Source organism: Nocardioides speluncae, from assembly GCF_003121585.1.
Classification (GTDB): Bacteria; Actinomycetota; Actinomycetes; order Propionibacteriales; family Nocardioidaceae; genus Nocardioides; species Nocardioides speluncae.
In genome coordinates this window covers 501,006-517,109 of sequence record NZ_QEOO01000016.1, presented here as the reverse complement: position 1 = coordinate 517,109, position 16,104 = coordinate 501,006, and the positions used below count along the sequence as shown (strand labels likewise).

Below are 16,104 nucleotides of genomic sequence, written 5' to 3'. Positions count from 1 at the left end.
CGGTAATGCTCAGAGGCCGGTCGGCTCCTCGAACGGCTCGACCTCGTCGCAGATCGCAAACGGAAGCAGGTGGGTGAGGGTGAGGTTCGCGGCGGCGACCGGGTTGGCGACGCGGTATCCGATCCGGCCGGTGTTCGGGTCGATCACCGGCATCCCGGTGAAGCCGTCCTCGAAGCCGATGCTGCCGGTCACCGGCCAGTCCGGGCCTAGGTCGGCGCGCTCCCGCAGATCGGTCCGGCCCTCGCCGAGGCGCGCGGTCACCACCTGGTCCTTGAACGTCAGCGCGACCGCCTCGAGCGGCTCGAGCTCGGTCACGTCGTACTCGGCCAGCACCGCCTCATGGTCCTCGTACGTCGCGTCGACGCCGAGCGCCTCCTGAAGCGGGAGACAGCCGCGACGCAGGTACGCCGACTCCTCGCCGGTCACGACCAGGTCGGTGATCGCCGGATCGGTCGCCCACACCGGCCCTCCGTCCGTTGCCTCGCCGGACACCAGCAGGTGGTCGGCGGCGAGCACCCGGGCCGTCTCGTCGAGCGGCCCGGTGCCGGCCTTGACCGCGGCCTGTACGCCGCTGAGGTCGAGATCGGGCCGGAAGGCCAGTGCGTAGCCCGGGCCGTCCGGGCCGGTCCACCGCGCCTCCCAGTCCACGTCGTCCTGGGTGAAGCCGTGGTCGAGCATGAACGCCGAGCTGTCCTCGCGCAGCAGCCCGTCGGTGAGCAGCACGCTCTCCTTGCCGGCGCGCTCCCAGAACGCCGTCCGGTCGGCCATCAGGTCCTCGCTCGTCAGGTCCGGTACGCCGAGGCGCGCGCGGACCGCGTCGAAGTCCGTGATGGTCAGCGTGGTCGCGGACTCCGGTACCAGCGCCAGCACCCGCGCCGGCCCACCCGCTCGCACCACCGGCGGGATCGTGGTCGGCGCCGGCTCGGTCGGCCCCGATGGGCGCTCAGCGTTCGTCGTACCCCCGCAGCCGACGAGCGCGGCGCCAGCCACCACCGTGAGCAGGGTCCCCAGGTGACGCATGGGATTAGTCTGCCGTCATGACCGACATCCCGCTTCCGGCACCCGTCCAGCGAGCCGTCGAGGCCGCCAACGCCGGCGACACCGACGCCTTTCTCGCGGTCTTCGGCGACGACGGCGCGGTCGACGACTGGGGCCGGGTATTCGCCGGACCGGAGGCCATCCGAGGCTGGAGCGACCGGGAGTTCATCGGCAAGCAGGTCACACTCGCCGTCACCGGCTCCCGCACCGACGGCGACACCACCACGATCAGCACCACGGTGGGTGGCAACGGCTTCAACGGCCCGTCGGACTTCGCATTCACCCTCGACGGGCAGCGCGTCGCCCTGATGAGGATCACCGGCTAGAACCGGCGTGGAAATGGCAATGTCCCGAGACACCTGGACGTGTCTCGGGACATCAGCAAGCGGTGGAGCCTAGGGGACTCGAACCCCTAACCCCCTGCTTGCAAAGCAGGTGCGCTACCAATTGCGCCAAGGCCCCGGGTGCAGCGCCGGGACCGACGCGGCAGTCATGTTGTGTCTGTTCGGATCAGGCCTTGTCGACAGTGTCGGTGGCCTCGGCCCACAGGGCCTTCTCCTTCTTTGACTCGTTCACCTTCTTCGTCGCAACAGCGGCGCCGACGGCGGCGAGCAGAACCAGCAGGAGCTTCTTCATTGGAGTTATCTCCTCGTTGAGTGGGTCTTGCAGTCACAGACTAGTGGTGGGCCTAACAGGACTTGAACCTGTGACCTCTTCCTTATCAGGGAAGCGCTCTAACCGTCTGAGCTATAGGCCCGTGTGGCGTGACTGCCGAGGAGGGCGGACGAGGTCCGGCCGAGGGGAGACACTACCCCACTCGGGGAGTGCCGCCCAAATCAGTTCTCGTCCTCCGCCAGCGTCATCTCGATGCCGCCGAGCAGCGCCGCCGACATGTTGTAGAGGAACGCCATCAGAGTGGCGATCGCGGTCAGGAGTACGACGTCGATCACCGCCACCAGCATCGTGAAGCCCATCACCCGCGGCAGCCCGACGTAGTCGCTGATGTCGAAGTCCGCGGACTCCTCACCGCCGATCGTCGACTGGACAGTCTGGTTGATCGAGTCCCACACGCCGGCCGCGCCGAGCACGGTCCACACGATGAAGACCGCGACCACGGTGACGATGCCGAGCGCGATGGACAGCAGGAACGAGGTCTTCATGACCGTCCACGGGTCGATCCGGGTCAGTCGCAGCCGCGCGCGGCGGGGTCGGCGTCCGCCGCCCGACCGCGAGAACGTGCCCGACTCCGAGGCCTGCGGCCGGCTGGACGGGCGCGGCGGCGGCGGTCCCGTGGGACCGGCTGGAGCCGGCGGCGTGGATCGGGCCGCGGAGCGGTCGGTCTCGATCGTCGACGTCGTGCTCAGCGCGGACTTCACGCGCTCGGCCAGCGGCGTCCGCGCGACGGTGTCCTCCTCAACCTCGCTGGGCGGAGGCGGCAGGATCGGCGGGCTGCCGGGCTGGCGGCCCATCGGGGCCGGGGGTCGGGGACCGGTCGGGGCGGCGGGGCTACCCGGGCCACCCGGACCAGTCGGTCCCGGGGGACCGGACGGGCCGGCGGGCGCACCAGGTGCGCGGTGGCTGGGGGCACTCGGTGCGCTCGGGGCACTGGACGGCGGACCGGAAGTACCGGGCTGACCTGCGCCGTTGGCGTTCAGCTCCGGACTACCGCTCACGGTCTCGCTCGACGGCGGCGGGCCCGGATGAACCATCGGGCTGCCGCTCGGTGGACTGAACGGTCGCCCCCTCGATGACCCCTTCGATGACTCCGTCATCAGGTGTCACTCTCCCCAGTCTCCTCGACAACATCTCCAGCGATTGTTGCATCCTCGCCTAGAACTTCCGATTCTTCAGTCTCGGCGGCGCCCTCGGGGGCAGCCTCCTCCACTGCTTCCTCAACCACCCGGGCCTCGACCGACCGGGCCACCACCGCCACCGCGTCGCCGTTCTTCGGGGTCACGAACTTCACGCCCATCGTGGAGCGTCCGGTCGGCCGGAAGTTGTCGTTGATCGGGCTCCGCACCACCTGCCCGGACTGGGTGATCGACATGACCTCGTCGCCCTCCTCGACGATGAAGCCGCCGACCAGGCGACCCCGGTCCTCGTTGGCCAGCGACATCGCCTTGATCCCGATCCCGCCGCGCGACTGCAGCCGGTAGTCCGAGATCCGGCTGCGCTTGGCGAAGCCGCCGTCGGTCATCGTGAACACGTACTGCTCGTGGACCCCTGACAGCACAGACGCTTCGACGCCGGCGTCCTTGGCGGCCTCGGCGGCCTCTTCGGCAGCCACCTGGGCGGCGCGGATCACCGACATCGACAGCATCGAGTCGCCCTCGCGGAACTTCATCCCGGCCACGCCAGAGGTCGCGCGGCCCATCGGCCGCAGCTGGGTGTCGTCGGCGCGGAACCGGATCGCCTGACCCTTGCGCGAGACCAGCAGGATGTCGTCCTCGCTGTTGACCAGCTCGGCACCGATCAGCTCGTCGTCGTCCTCGCGGAAGTTGATCGCAATCACGCCGGCCTGCCGCGGGCTGTTGTAGTCGCCGAGGCGGGTCTTCTTGACCAGACCGTTCTTCGTGGCGAGCACGAGGTACGGCGCCTGCTCGTAGTCGCGGATCGCCAGCACCTGCGCGATCGACTCGTCCGGCTGGAAGGACAGCAGCCCGGCAACGTGGCCGCCCTTCGCGTCGCGCAACGCCTCGGGCAGGTTGTAGGCCTTGGTCCGGTAGACCCGGCCGGCGGTGGTGAAGAACAGCAGCCAGTGGTGGTTGGACGTGGCGATGAAATGCTCGACCACGTCGTCGCCGCGCAGGGTTGCGCCGCGCACGCCCTTCCCGCCGCGCTTCTGCGTCCGGTACTGGTCCGCCCGGGTCCGCTTGGCGTAGCCGCCACGGGTGATCGAGACGACCAGGTCCTCGTCGGGGATCAGGTCCTCCATCGAGAGGTCACCGTCGGCCGCGATGATCTGGGTACGCCGGTCGGTGCCGTACTTCTCGACGATCTCGGACAGCTCGTCGATGATGATCTGCCGCTGGCGGGCCTCGTTGGCGAGGATGTCCTTGAGGTCGGCGATCTCGAGCTCGATCTTCGCCAGGTCGTCGATGATCTTCTGCCGCTCGAGGGCGGCGAGCTTCCGCAACTGCATGTCGAGGATCGCCTGCGCCTGCAGGTCGTCGACGTCGAGCAGCTCCATGAGCCCGGTGCGCGCGTCGTCCGCGCTCGGGCTGCGGCGGATCAGGGCGATGACCTCGTCGAGCGCGTCGAGCGCCTTGACCAGGCCGCGCAGGATGTGGGCGCGCTTCTCGGCCTCGGAGAGGCGGTAGCGCGTACGCCGCTGGATGACCTCGATCTGGTGGGTGACCCAGTTGCTGATGAACTGGTCGACCGACAGCGTGCGCGGTACGCCGTCGACCAGCGCCAGCATGTTGGCGGAGAAGTTGGTCTGCAGCTCGGTGTGCTTCAGCAGGTTGTTGAGTACGACGCGGGCCACGGCGTCGCGCTTCAGCACGATCACCAGTCGCTGGCCGGTGCGCGAGGACGAGTCGTCGCGAACGTCGGAGATCCCCTGCACCTTGCCGGAGTCGGCGAGCTCGGCGATCTTCAGCGCCAGGTTGTCCGGGTTGACCATGTACGGCAGCTCGGAGATCACCAGGCAGGTGCGGCCCTTGCTGTCCTCGTCGATCTCGATCACCGCGCGCTGGGTGACCGAGCCGCGGCCGGTGCGGTAGGCCTGCTCGATGCCCTGGCGGCCGACAATCAGCGCGCCGTTCGGGAAGTCGGGGCCCTTGATCCGCTCGATCAGCGCTTCCTGCAGCTCCTCGCGGGTGGCGTCCGGGTTCTCCAGCGCCCAGCGCGCGCCGTCGGCGACCTCGCGCAGGTTGTGGGGCGGGATGTTGGTGGCCATGCCGACCGCGATCCCGGCCGAGCCGTTGACCAGCAGGTTCGGGAACCGGGCCGGCAGGATGGTCGGCTCCGACGAGCGGCCGTCGTAGTTCGGCTGGAAGTCGACGGTCTCCTCGTCGATGTCGCGGACCATCTCCATGGCCAGCGGCGCCATCTTGCACTCGGTGTACCGCATCGCAGCAGCCGGGTCGTTGCCCGGCGAGCCGAAGTTGCCCTGGCCGAGGATCAGCGGCGCCCGCATCACCCACGGCTGCGCGAGCCGGACCAGGGTGTCGTAGATCGCGGAGTCGCCGTGCGGGTGGTACTGACCCATCACGTCGCCGACCACGCGCGAGCACTTCGAGAAGCCGCGGTCCGGCCGGTAGCCGCCGTCGTACATCGCATAGAGGACCCGCCGGTGCACCGGCTTGAGTCCGTCGCGTACGTCGGGCAGCGCGCGGCCGACGATGACCGCCATCGCGTAGTCGATGTAGGAGCGCTGCATCGACACCTGCAGCTCGATCGGCTCGATCCGGCCGCCGTCGTCGCCGCCGCCGCCGTTGTTGCCGGTGTCCGTGGGAGTTTCAGTCACGATTGGTCTCTCTTGGCTTCTCTAAGGTCTTCGCTAGATTCCTCGATATCTCGGCATCGGCCCTTGGTTTCGAGACGGTTGCTGCGCAACCTCCTCAACCAACGGGCGCCCGTCAGATATCGAGGAATCGCACGTCCTTGGCGTTGCGCTGGATGAACGACCGGCGCTGTTCGACGTCCTCGCCCATCAGGATCGAGAAGATCTCGTCGGCCTGCGCGGCGTCGTCGAGGGTGACCTGCAGCATCAGCCGCGAGGTCGGGTCCATGGTGGTCTCCCACAGCTCGTCGGCGTTCATCTCGCCGAGACCCTTGTAGCGCTGGACCGGGTTCTCCTTGGGCAGCTTCTTGCCCTGCTCGAGCCCGTCGCGCTGGACGGCGTCGCGCTCGGCGTCGGAGTAGACGAACTCGTGCTCGTGGGGCTTGTTCCACCGGAGCCGGTAGAGCGGCGGCTGGGCCATGTAGACGAAGCCGTGCTCGATCAGCGGCTTCATGAACCGGAACAGCAGCGTGAGCAGCAGCGTGTTGATGTGGTGGCCGTCGACATCGGCGTCGGCCATCAGCACGATCTTGTGGTAGCGCAGCTTCTCGATGTCGAACTCTTCGTGGATGCCGGTCCCGAGAGCGGAGATGATCGCCTGCACCTCGGTGTTGGCCAGCACCTTGTCGATGCGCGCCTTCTCGACGTTGAGGATCTTGCCGCGGATCGGCAGGATCGCCTGCACCCGCGGGTCGCGGCCCTGCCGCGCCGAGCCGCCGGCCGAGTCGCCCTCGACGATGAAGACCTCGCACTCCTCCGGGTTCGTCGACTGGCAGTCCGAGAGCTTGCCGGGCAGACCGCCGCCGCCGAGCAGGCCCTTGCGCGAGCGCGCCAGGTCGCGGGCCTTGCGGGCAGCGATCCGGGCCGACGCCGCGGCCTGGGCCTTGCGCACGATCTCCTTGCCCTCGGCCGGGTTCTGCTCCAGCCAGGCGCCCAGCTGGTCGTTGACGATCCGCTGTACGAAGCCCTTCGCCTCGGTGTTGCCGAGCTTGGTCTTGGTCTGGCCCTCGAACTGCGGCTCGCCGAGCTTGATCGAGATGATCGCGGTCAGGCCCTCACGGATGTCGTCGCCCGACACCCGGTCCTCCTGCTTCTTCATCAGGCCCCAGTCGAAGCCGGCGTTGTTGATCAGCGTGGTGAGCGCGGCGCGGAACCCCTCTTCGTGGGTGCCGCCCTCGTGGGTGTTGATGGTGTTGGCGAAGGTGTGCACCGACTCGGTGAAGGTGGTGTTCCACTGCATTGCCATCTCGAGGCTCATGTGGTTGTCGACGGTCTCGGGTGACTCGGCCTCGAACGAGATCACCGACGGGTTTGCCGCCTGCTTGCTGCGGTTGAGGTACTCGACGTAGTCGACCAGACCCCGGTCGTACTTGAACTTGCGCTCCAGCCCGCCGCCCGACTTCTGGTGGATCGCGTCCACGCTGGCCTGGTCGATCTCGTTGCTGACCGTGTCGTCGGCGACGGCCTCCGCGACCTCCTTCGCCGCCGGCCGGTCGTCGCGGACGACGATCTCCAGGCCCTTGTTGAGGAAGGCGTACTCGCGGATCCGGTTGGTGATCGTCTCCAGGGAGTAGACCGTGGTCTCGAAGATGTCGTCGCTGGGCCAGAACGTCGTCGTTGTACCCGTCTCCTCGTCGGGCTCGAGCGGCCGGACCTGCTCCAGGTCTCCGTCGGGTACGCCGAGGGTGAAGCTCTGCCGCCAGAGGTGGCCGCGATTCTTCACCTCGACCGTCAGCTTCTGCGACAGCGCGTTGACCACCGAGACACCGACGCCATGCAGACCGCCGGACACCTTGTAGCCGCCGCCGCCGAACTTGCCGCCGGCGTGCAGCACCGTCAGCGCCACGGTCACCGCCGGAATGCCCTCGGTCGGGTGGATGTCGGTCGGGATCCCGCGGCCGTTGTCCTTGACCTGGACCCCACCGTCGGCGCGCAGGGTGAGCACGATCCGGTCGCAGTAGCCAGCGAGCCGCTCGTCGACGGAGTTGTCGACGACCTCCCAGATCAGGTGGTGCAAGCCACGCTCACCGGTGGAGCCGATATACATGCCCGGTCGTTTGCGAACCGCCTCCAAGCCTTCCAACACCTGGATCGCGGAGGCGTCGTACGACGCGCCCTCCGGCGGTGCGGTGAAGTTGTTGGTGCTGCTGGCGGTGAGTTCCTCAGCCACGCGTTCCTCTTCATTTCTGGTTTCGAGGCGCGCCTCACGACTGTCGGCGCGCACTCGAACTCGACCCGGACATGCAACGGGTCGCGGCCCAGACAGATCGGCTGTGGGGAAGGCCGGCGACCCAAGACACCATGATACCGGCCAGAAGGCCGCATGCCACGTCCCTCGCGTGTGAGATCGGGGGATCTGTGGATAAACAGGCCCCTGAGCGGCCTGTGAAGGCAGTCAGAGCGGCCGATCAGGGTGCCCGATGGGTCCCCATACCGTCGCCGGGCCGCCAGAACGGCATTGCGGACGTCAGCGACTACCCATACGTGTCGCGCGGGCCGCGGCCGCCGGTAGTGCGGTAGTAGCCCTTCTTCCAGGTCGGCAGATGCGGGCCGAGCACCTCGATCACCGTGACCGTGCCGTGGCCGAGCTCCTCGTTGAGGCGGCGCACCACGGTCGGCGCGAGCAGCTTCATCTGGGTCGCCCAGGCCGTGGAGTCGGTGCGGACCACCAGCCGGCCGTCGTCGAACGACTCGGGCGTGCAGTGCTCGGCGACCTGGTCGCCGACCAGCTCCGGCCAGCGCCCGAACACGCCGTGCACCCGCAGGTCCACCTCCCAGCCCTGGTCCGCGACCAGCCGGCCGACCGTGGTGTCCAGCAGCTGCGGGTCACGGTCGTCGGGGTGCGCGCCGCTGACCTTCCCAGGGTTCCTCTTGCGGAGCCGGCGCCGTTTCCGCGGCGGGCCACCGGCGCTTGCCGTCGCCCGGGCGATCGAGCGGGCCAGGTCGAGACCGTCGTCGGCGTGCTGGGGCTCGCCGGACTCCCCGGGCTCTTCCGGTTCCTCAGCGCTCACGGCGTACCTCTCCTCCGGCGACGGCGTAGCGCGCACCGGCCAGCGCGTCGGGCACGTCGGCGGCGACCGCGGCGGTGACCAGGACCTGCTCGGCCCCCGCCACCAGCTCGGCCAGCTGCCGCCGGCGCTCGCCGTCCAGCTCGGCGAACACGTCGTCCAGGATCAGGATCGGGTCGTCGCCGTCGTCGCGCAACAGGTTGTACGACGCGATCCGCAGGGCGAGCGCGAACGACCAGGACTCGCCGTGCGAGGCGTAGCCCTTCACCGGCAGCACGTTCCCGTCGACACCGAGGGTGAGCAGCAGCTCGTCACGGTGCGGGCCGACCAGCGAGATGCCACGGTCGAGCTCGTCGTTGCGGCGGCGTTCCACCTCGGCGAGCAGCGCGTCGTTAAGGACGTCGCGGTCAGGGTCGGCCGCCTTGACCGCGGGCAGCTCGAACGACGGCTTGTACTCGATCGCCGCGTCCTCCCGGGTCGCGCCGCGAGCCACGGCGGCGTACGCCGCACCGAGATGAGGTCGCAGCTCCTCGGCCAGTCGCAGTCTTTCTGCGAGTAGCTCGGCGCCGGTCCGGGCCAGGTGGGCGTCCCACACACCGAGCGTGGACAGCGCGCCCTCCTGGCTGCTCGACCCGCGCCGAGCGGCGCCCGCGGTCTTCAGCAGCGAGTTGCGCTGCCGCAGGATCCGGTCGTAGTCGGCACGCACCCCGGCCAGCCGCGGCGTCCGCAGGATCAGCAGGTCGTCGAGGAACTTGCGGCGGTCGGACGGGTCGCCCTTGACCAGCACGATGTCCTCCGGTGAGAAGACCACGGTGCGGACCAGCCCGATCAGCTCGCGGGCCCGGGGGAGCTGCGACTTGTTGACCCGCGCCCGGTTGGCCCGGCCCGGGTTGAGCTCGACCTCGAGCGTCGCCGTACGGCCGTCGCGGACCACCGCCGCCCGCACCACTGCCTGGTCGGCACCGGAGCGCACCAGCGGAGCGTCGGTCGCGACCCGGTGCGAGGCCAGCCGCGACAGGTAGTCGATCGCCTCGACCAGGTTGGTCTTGCCCTGACCGTTCCGGCCGATGAACGCCGTCACCCCCGGCTCGAGCGCGACGTCGACCGTGGCGTAGGACCGGAAGTTGTGCAGGTGGAGGTGGGCGACGTGCAAGCTGCGCTAGCTCTCGGCCGGGCTCTCGGCCGGCTTCTCGGTCTGTACGGCGTGCCCGCCGAACTGGTTGCGCATCGCCGCGATCGCCTTCATCGCGGGGGAGTCGTCCTGGCGGGACACGAAGCGGGCGAACAGCGAGGCGGCGATCGCGGGCACCGGTACCGCGTTGTCGATCGCGGCCTCGACGGTCCAGCGCCCCTCGCCGGAGTCCTCGGCGTACCCCTTGATGCTGGCCAGGCCCGGGTCGTCATCGAGCGCGTCGACCAGCAGATCGAGCAGCCAGGAGCGGATCACGGTGCCCTCGCGCCAGGAGCGGAAGACGTCGGTCACGCTATCGACCAGGTCGACCTTCTCCAGCAGCTCCCAGCCCTCGGCGTACGACTGCATGATCGCGTACTCGATGCCGTTGTGAACCATCTTGGAGAAGTGGCCGGCGCCGACCTTGCCGGCGTGGACCGAGCCGAACTCACCCTCCGGCTTCAGCGCGTCGAAGGCCGGCTTCACCTTCGCGATGTTGTCAGCCGCGCCGCCGTACATCAGCGCGTAGCCGTTCTCCAGACCCCACACCCCGCCGGAGACGCCGCAGTCGACGAAGCCGACGTTCTTCTTGGCGAGGAGCTGCTCGTGGGCGATGTCGTCGGTCCAGCGCGAGTTGCCGCCGTCGACCACCACGTCGCCCTCGCCGAGCAGATCGGCGAGCTCGGTGACCGTGTCGTGGGTCGGTCCGCCGGCCGGCACCATCACCCAGACGACCTTCGGGGAGGGCAGCTTCTCGACCAGCTCCGCGAGCGAGCCGACGTCGCTCACCTCCGGGTTGCGGTCGAAACCGACGACGGTGTGGCCGGCGCGGCGCAGCCGCTCGCGCATGTTGCCGCCCATCTTGCCGAGCCCGACGAGTCCGATCTCCATGTGCGCTCCTCGTTGGTCTGTCGGAAGGTCTACGAAAGCAGTCGCCGCGGCATCAGCAGGTAGCGGAAGCTGCCGGCCGAGTCGTCCTCTCCGGACCCGCTCATCACGACCGGCTTCGAGGCTTCGGTGAACGCGAGCTCGACCACCGGCTGCTCGATCGCGGTCAGCCCGTCGAGCAGGAACTGCGGGTTGAAGCCGGTGGTGATGTCGGCGCCGTCGATGGTCGCCTCGACCGACTCGGAGGCCTGCGCCTCGTCACCCGAGCCCGCGTCGAGGGTGAGTACGCCGTCACTGAAGGCGAGCTGGACCGCGGTGTTGCGCTCGGCGACGAGTGCGACCCGCTTCACCGACTCGACCAGCGCGGCCTTGTCGACCGTGGCGAGGGTGTGGTGCTCGGCCGGGAACAGGCTGCGCACCTTGGGGAACTCGCCGTCGAGGAGACGGGTCGTGGTCCGGCGTACGCCGCCGGGCGCGGCACCCTCGAAGCCGATGATCCCGTCGCCGGCACCGCTCGCGGACAGCGCGATGGTCACCTCGCTGCCGGCGGTCAGTGACTTGGCGGTGTCGGCGAGCACCTTGGCCGGCACCAGAGCGGCGACCGACTCGTCCGGCGTACGCGGGCTCCAGCTGAGCTCGCGGTGCGAGAGCCGGAACCGGTCGGTGGCCAGCAGGGAGATGGTCGCGCCGTCGATCTCGATCCGGACACCGGTCAGCACCGGCAGCATGTCGTCGCGGCCGGCGGCCGTCACCGCCTGGGCGACGGCGTGCGCGAACACGTCGCTCTGCACGGTGCCGGTCGCGCCCGGCATCTCCGGCAGCGTCGGGTACTCCTCGACCGGCAGCGTCTGCAGACTGAACCGGGCCGAGCCACAGGTCAGCGAGACCCGCGCCCCGTCGATGGCCATGTCGACCGGCTTGTCGGGGAGGCTGCGGACGATGTCGGCGAGCAGCCGGCCGCTGACCAGCGCCCGGCCCTCGTCGGAGACCTCGGCGGTCAGGGTCGCGCGGGCCGACGTCTCGTAGTCGAAGGTCGAGAGCACCAGGCCCTCGTCACTGGCGTCGATGAGGAGGCCGGCGAGAACGGGAACGCTGGGGCGGACCGGGAGGCTGCGTGCGGCCCAGGCGACAGCATCGGCGAACGCGTCCCGGTCGATGCGGAACTTCACTTCTGGGTTTGCCTTCCGGGAGAACGGGGTGATCGTGAGTCACAAGTCTGGACTGTGAATCCTGCCATGCGGCCGAGGGCGAGGGGAGTTGTCCCCAGGGAACCGGGCAGCAGGTCGTTCACGGGCGAAGGATCCATTTGAAGATTTGTCGTAGTCATCAGGGCGGTGGAATCTGTGGATGAAGCTCGTCTGCGCAGGTCGGGCCGGACTTCTCGATCCCCAGCGGCTGTGGACACGTAGTGGGAGAACCTGGCAGCGGTGTGTACGACGGCCGGCTCGTCGAGCGGTTGTGCGTGCTCATCCACAGCGCGTCCACCGGTGGGCGGCGCCCGAACCACACGACGTACACATCTAACAGCGTTGTGATTCGACCGGTTGCCACCTAGGACTGCCGGGCCTGCATCTTGATCCGGTTGGTCAGCTCGCTCACCTGGTTGAAGACCGAGCGACGCTCGGCGAGCAGCTGGTTGATCTTGCGGTCGGCGTACATCACGGTCGTGTGGTCACGGTTGCCGAACTGGGCGCCGATCTTCGGCAGCGACAGGTCGGTGAGCTCGCGGCACAGGTACATCGCGATCTGCCGGCCCTGCACGAGGTGCCGGCCGCGGCTCGGGCCGGTGAGGTCCTCGATCGAGACCCCGAAGTACGCCGCGGTCTGGGCGATGATCGCGGCCGCGGTGATCTCCGGCTCGCCACCTTCGGGGATCAGGTCCTTCAACACGATCTCGGCCAGGGTCAGGTCGACCTCCTGGCGGTTCAGGTTGGCGAACGCGGTGACCCGGATCAGCGCGCCCTCGAGCTCGCGGATGTTGGTCTGGATCTTGCTGGCGATGAACTCGAGCACGTCCGGCGGCGCGGTCAGCCTGTCCATCGCGGCCTTCTTGCGGAGGATCGCGATCCGGGTCTCGAGGTCGGGCGGCTGTACGTCGGTGATCAGGCCCCACTCGAACCGGCTGCGCAGCCGGTCCTCCAGCGCCTCGAGCCGCTTGGGCGCGCGGTCGGAGGTGAGCACGATCTGCTTGTTGGCGTTGTGCAGCGCGTTGAAGGTGTGGAAGAACTCCTCCTGCGTCTGCGTCTTGCCTTCCAGGAACTGGATGTCGTCGATGAGGAGTACGTCGACCTCGCGGTAGCGGCGCTGGAACGTGTCGGACCGCTTGTCCTTGATCGCGTTGATGAACTCGTTGGTGAACTCTTCGCTCGAGACGTAGCGGACCTTGGCACCGGTATAGAGGCTGCGCACGTAGTGGCCGATCGCGTGCAAGAGGTGGGTCTTGCCGAGCCCGGAGTCGCCGTACACGAGCAGTGGGTTGTAGGCCTTGCCCGGCGCCTCGGCCACCGCGACGGCCGCGGCGTGCGGGAATCGGTTGGACGAGCCGATGACGAAGGTCTCGAAGGTGTACTTCGGGTTGAGCCTGGTCTCCAGTGCGGTCGGGGCCGAGGCACCGCGCAGCGAGCTGTGGTCCACCTCGGGTGCCGCATTTGTCGACATATCGTCTTCTCGACTTGTCGGCGGAGGAGTGTCGACGAGGGGCTCGAGCGGTTCGAGGGGCTGCTCGCCGGGGACCGCTCCGTCCAGCTGCGGGTTGACGGTCACCGCGATCCGGACCTGGTGACCGAACGCCTCGGTCAGCGAGTCCTCGAGGCGGGTGCGCAGCCGGCCCTCGAGCTGGGTCCGGGTGAAGTCGTTGGGTACGGCGATGATCGCGGTCTGCTCATGGAGAGTGACCGGCTCGCTCGCGGCGAGCCAGGCTCGCTGGTTGGGCTGGAGGTCGTCGACCAGGCTCCGCCAGACGTCCTTGAGGTCTGGCCCCGTGTTGCTCGTCACCCGTGGTCCCCGCTTTCTCCGTCAACCTCGTCGTCTGGGTCGGCTACCAGCTGGCCTGGCTGGTGTGGCCGACATTGTCTCCACAAGTTTCTCCACAGGTTGTGAACCAGGTCGATTCCGCTAGAGACGGGCCCGCCGAGACTCACCCAAGGATGACCCGTCGAGCCACGTCTTCGCAGATCAACCAGCCAATTCGGCGGGTTCTGGATCTGGTTCGCACGACGTGGTGCTGCAGGTTATCCACAGGTGGCAGGGAAACCTCGGTGGCGTTGAACGTAACAAGCCGCGAGTCACAGGATCAAGCACTCATCCACAGGCCCGGGGTCGGGAGCATAAGCCGCTGCCCGAGGCCCTCTTCCGGGCGCCTCGTCGGTTTGACCCTGCCGAAGCGCAGCGCGTACCGTTGGCCGGTCACCCGGTGTCGACCGCTGCCGCACGTCCATTTCTCGGTTGCTGCGGCCGGGCGCCGACGTAGACACCTAGACCTGCAAGATCCGACATCGGAGAGAGCTCGTGAGCAAGCGTACGTACCAGCCGAACAACCGCCGCCGCCACAAGGTGCACGGCTTCCGTCTGCGGATGCGGACCCGCGCCGGCCGCGCCATCCTGTCCTCGCGTCGCCGCAAGGGCCGCAAGAGCCTGTCGGTCTGACCGCTCCGGCTGACCTAGAGCGTCTGACCCAGGGCGTCTGAACCAGATCGGTTGGAGACTTGCTGTCGAAGGCGCATCGACTGACGTCGGGCCAGGCCTTCGGGGCCGCGGTCCGCTCCGGTCGGCGATCCGGGTCACGGACCCTCGTCGCACACCTGCTGGTGACCGATGGCGAAGGTCCGCCCCTGGTGGGCTTCGTGGTCAGCAAGGCGGTCGGGAATGCCGTCACCCGCAATCGTGTGAAGCGCCGACTTCGACACCTGGCCCGGGAGCGCATCGCGTCGCTCCCGGGCTCTGCTGTGCTCGTGGTCCGTGCGCTCCCGGCCTCCGCGCAGGCGACGTACCGTGAACTAAGCGGCGACCTCGATCGTTGTCTTGAGCGAGTGCGGGCGGGCGGAGGGCAGTCGTGAAGGCTAACCCGATGAAGTGGGGTCTGATCGCTCTGCTCAAGGCCTATCGCGCCGTGATCAGCCCGCTCTACGGTCAGGTGTGTCGCTACCACCCGTCCTGCTCGGCGTACGCGCTGGAGGCGGTGACGGTGCACGGCAGCATCAAGGGCAGCTGGCTCGCCGTACGCCGGCTCGGCCGGTGCCACCCGTGGGCTGCCGGCGGCTACGACCCCGTTCCACCCAAGCACGGCGCCAAGCCCGGCGCGTCCCCCGAATTGCAGTTCCAGCAGAGTCAAGGAGCCTGAGTGTTCGACTTCTTCGGTGACATCGGCAGTCTGATCATGACGCCGCTGTACTACATCATCTCCGCGGTGCTGCTCGGCTGGCACAAGCTGTTCAGCCTGGTCCTCCCCGAAGGGTCCGGGTGGACCTGGGCGCTGTCGATCGTCGGGCTGACGCTCGTGATCCGGGCGGCGCTGATCCCGCTGTTCGTGAAGCAGATCAAGTCCAGCCGGAACATGGCGCTGGTGCAGCCGCGGGTCAAGGAGCTGCAGAAGAAGTACGGCCACGACCGGGAGAAGCTCGCCCAGGAGACGATGGCGCTGTACCGCGAGACCGGGACCAACCCGTTCTCGTCCTGCCTGCCGATCCTGCTGCAGATGCCGATCTTCTTCGCGCTCTTCCGGCTGCTGGACCGCGCCACCCACGACGAGGCCCGCGGCTTCCTGACCGTCGACCAGGCGAAGCTCTTCGCCGACTCCGAGCTGCTCAGCGTGAAGATCTCGGCCGCCTTCACCCGCGCTGAGGGCGACGTCGGCGTGATGATCATGGCCGCGATCCTGGTCCTGGCGATGACCGCGACCACCTTCCTGACCCAGCGCCAGCTGATGGCCAAGAACATGCCGCCGGACGCGCTGACCGGACCGTACGCGCAGCAGCAGAAGCTGCTGCTCTACGTGCTCCCCGTTGTCTTCGCCGTCGGCGGCATCGCCTTCCCGATCGGCGTCATCCTGTACTGGACCACCTCGAACCTGTGGACGATGGGCCAGCAGTTCTACGTGATCCGCCGCAACCCGGCTCCCGGCACCCCCGCCTTCAAGGCGAAGGAGGAGCGGGACAAGGCCAAGCGCGCCAAGAAGGGTCTGCCCGAGCCGACGTCGCTGGAGAAGGTCGAGGCCGAGGTCGAGGAGCGGCGTCCCGCCGTACGGCAGCAACCGAAGCGACAGAGCCGCTCCCAGCGCAGCGGCGGCGCCAAGCCGGCCGGTCAGCAGCAGCCGACTGCGGCCGCCAGTGACGGCGCGAGCGCTCCGGCCGCCAAGAAGGCGACCGCTGCGAAGAAGCCCCCGACCAAGAAGGCGCCGACGAAGTCGAAGTCGAACGCCCAGCGCCGCTCGGGCAAGCAGAGCGCGAAGAAGAAGCGCTAGTACGTCGGCCGTGAGGTGGTCCGGCCGTTCAAGC

At 68.6% G+C, this 16,104-nt stretch carries 15 protein-coding genes and 2 tRNA genes; 5 read left to right on the top strand and 12 right to left on the bottom strand.

Translation table 11 applies throughout. The features are described 5' to 3' along the window. Positions 1-9: 9 nt before the first annotated feature. Positions 10-1,020: a hypothetical protein gene (locus tag DDV73_RS09930; protein ID WP_109507066.1), complete on the bottom strand. Its 1,011-nt coding sequence runs from the start codon at positions 1,018-1,020 to the stop codon at positions 10-12. A gap of 17 nt (positions 1,021-1,037) precedes the next feature. On the opposite strand from DDV73_RS09930, the gene DDV73_RS09925 reads away from it, so the two are divergent. Beyond that, positions 1,038-1,364, top strand: coding sequence for a nuclear transport factor 2 family protein (locus DDV73_RS09925; RefSeq protein ID WP_109507065.1), 327 nt, complete (start codon positions 1,038-1,040; stop codon positions 1,362-1,364). Positions 1,365-1,427: 63 nt separating this feature from the next. On the opposite strand, the gene DDV73_RS09920 is transcribed toward DDV73_RS09925, so the two are convergent. The 11 genes from DDV73_RS09920 to dnaA form a co-directional block, all read right to left on the bottom strand. Continuing rightward, positions 1,428-1,500 (bottom strand) — tRNA-Ala (locus DDV73_RS09920). A 48-nt stretch (positions 1,501-1,548) separates the two neighbouring features. After that, complete coding sequence (locus DDV73_RS29125; RefSeq protein WP_240617208.1) at positions 1,549-1,674, bottom strand: DLW-39 family protein; 126 nt, start codon at positions 1,672-1,674, stop codon at positions 1,549-1,551. A 44-nt stretch (positions 1,675-1,718) separates the two neighbouring features. Continuing rightward, positions 1,719-1,795, bottom strand: a tRNA-Ile gene (locus DDV73_RS09915). 79 nt (positions 1,796-1,874) lie between these two features. Continuing rightward, the gene (locus tag DDV73_RS09910) at positions 1,875-2,507 is read right to left on the bottom strand and encodes a DUF3566 domain-containing protein (RefSeq protein WP_109507064.1); all 633 of its coding nucleotides are present in this window, start codon (positions 2,505-2,507) and stop codon (positions 1,875-1,877) included. A 302-nt stretch (positions 2,508-2,809) separates the two neighbouring features. Beyond that, on the bottom strand, positions 2,810-5,509 hold the full coding sequence (gyrA, locus tag DDV73_RS09905; protein WP_109507063.1) for a DNA gyrase subunit A: 2,700 nt from the start codon (positions 5,507-5,509) through the stop codon (positions 2,810-2,812). A gap of 112 nt (positions 5,510-5,621) precedes the next feature. After that, positions 5,622-7,715 (bottom strand): DNA topoisomerase (ATP-hydrolyzing) subunit B, encoded by a 2,094-nt coding sequence (gyrB, locus tag DDV73_RS09900; protein WP_109507062.1) that lies wholly within the window; start codon positions 7,713-7,715, stop codon positions 5,622-5,624. 304 nt (positions 7,716-8,019) lie between these two features. Then, complete coding sequence (locus tag DDV73_RS09895; RefSeq protein WP_109507061.1) at positions 8,020-8,556, bottom strand: DciA family protein; 537 nt, start codon at positions 8,554-8,556, stop codon at positions 8,020-8,022. After that, positions 8,546-9,706 carry a DNA replication/repair protein RecF gene (gene recF / locus DDV73_RS09890; RefSeq protein WP_109507060.1) on the bottom strand — a complete coding sequence of 387 codons (1,161 nt, stop codon included), beginning with the start codon at positions 9,704-9,706 and terminating at the stop codon, positions 8,546-8,548. The genes DDV73_RS09895 and recF overlap by 11 nt, the downstream gene beginning before the upstream one ends. A 6-nt stretch (positions 9,707-9,712) precedes the next feature. Continuing rightward, positions 9,713-10,615: a phosphogluconate dehydrogenase (NAD(+)-dependent, decarboxylating) gene (gene gnd / locus DDV73_RS09885; protein ID WP_109507059.1), complete on the bottom strand. Its 903-nt coding sequence runs from the start codon at positions 10,613-10,615 to the stop codon at positions 9,713-9,715. Positions 10,616-10,644: 29 nt separating this feature from the next. Continuing rightward, on the bottom strand, positions 10,645-11,781 hold the full coding sequence (gene dnaN / locus DDV73_RS09880) for a DNA polymerase III subunit beta (RefSeq protein WP_109507058.1): 1,137 nt from the start codon (positions 11,779-11,781) through the stop codon (positions 10,645-10,647). Positions 11,782-12,163: 382 nt separating this feature from the next. Next, positions 12,164-13,606, bottom strand: a complete 1,443-nt coding sequence (gene dnaA, locus DDV73_RS09875; protein WP_109507057.1) for a chromosomal replication initiator protein DnaA — start codon at positions 13,604-13,606, stop codon at positions 12,164-12,166. Positions 13,607-14,119: 513 nt separating this feature from the next. On the opposite strand from dnaA, the gene rpmH reads away from it, so the two are divergent. The 4 genes from rpmH to yidC are packed head-to-tail and all read left to right on the top strand — an operon-like array spanning position 14,120 to position 16,070. Continuing rightward, on the top strand, positions 14,120-14,257 hold the full coding sequence (gene rpmH, locus DDV73_RS09870) for a 50S ribosomal protein L34 (protein WP_109507056.1): 138 nt from the start codon (positions 14,120-14,122) through the stop codon (positions 14,255-14,257). A gap of 59 nt (positions 14,258-14,316) precedes the next feature. Next, the gene (gene rnpA / locus DDV73_RS09865) at positions 14,317-14,667 is read left to right on the top strand and encodes a ribonuclease P protein component (RefSeq protein ID WP_109507055.1); all 351 of its coding nucleotides are present in this window, start codon (positions 14,317-14,319) and stop codon (positions 14,665-14,667) included. Positions 14,668-14,678: 11 nt separating this feature from the next. After that, positions 14,679-14,951 carry a membrane protein insertion efficiency factor YidD gene (gene yidD, locus DDV73_RS09860; RefSeq protein WP_170126016.1) on the top strand — a complete coding sequence of 91 codons (273 nt, stop codon included), beginning with the start codon at positions 14,679-14,681 and terminating at the stop codon, positions 14,949-14,951. Further along, positions 14,952-16,070, top strand: a complete 1,119-nt coding sequence (gene yidC, locus DDV73_RS09855; protein WP_109507053.1) for a membrane protein insertase YidC — start codon at positions 14,952-14,954, stop codon at positions 16,068-16,070. Positions 16,071-16,104 lie beyond the last annotated feature (34 nt).

What these genes read in the sequence shown, in the direction of transcription:
- DDV73_RS09930 (WP_109507066.1), bottom strand. Translation starts at nt 1,020, where the DNA reads ATGCGTCACCTGGGGACCCTGCTCACGGTGGTGGCTGGCGCCGCGCTC.
- DDV73_RS09925 (WP_109507065.1), top strand. Translation starts at nt 1,038, where the DNA reads ATGACCGACATCCCGCTTCCGGCACCCGTCCAGCGAGCCGTCGAGGCC.
- DDV73_RS29125 (WP_240617208.1), bottom strand. Translation starts at nt 1,674, where the DNA reads ATGAAGAAGCTCCTGCTGGTTCTGCTCGCCGCCGTCGGCGCCGCTGTT.
- DDV73_RS09910 (WP_109507064.1), bottom strand. Translation starts at nt 2,507, where the DNA reads ATGGGCCGCCAGCCCGGCAGCCCGCCGATCCTGCCGCCTCCGCCCAGC.
- gnd (WP_109507059.1), bottom strand. Translation starts at nt 10,615, where the DNA reads ATGGAGATCGGACTCGTCGGGCTCGGCAAGATGGGCGGCAACATGCGC.
- yidD (WP_170126016.1), top strand. Translation starts at nt 14,679, where the DNA reads ATGAAGTGGGGTCTGATCGCTCTGCTCAAGGCCTATCGCGCCGTGATC.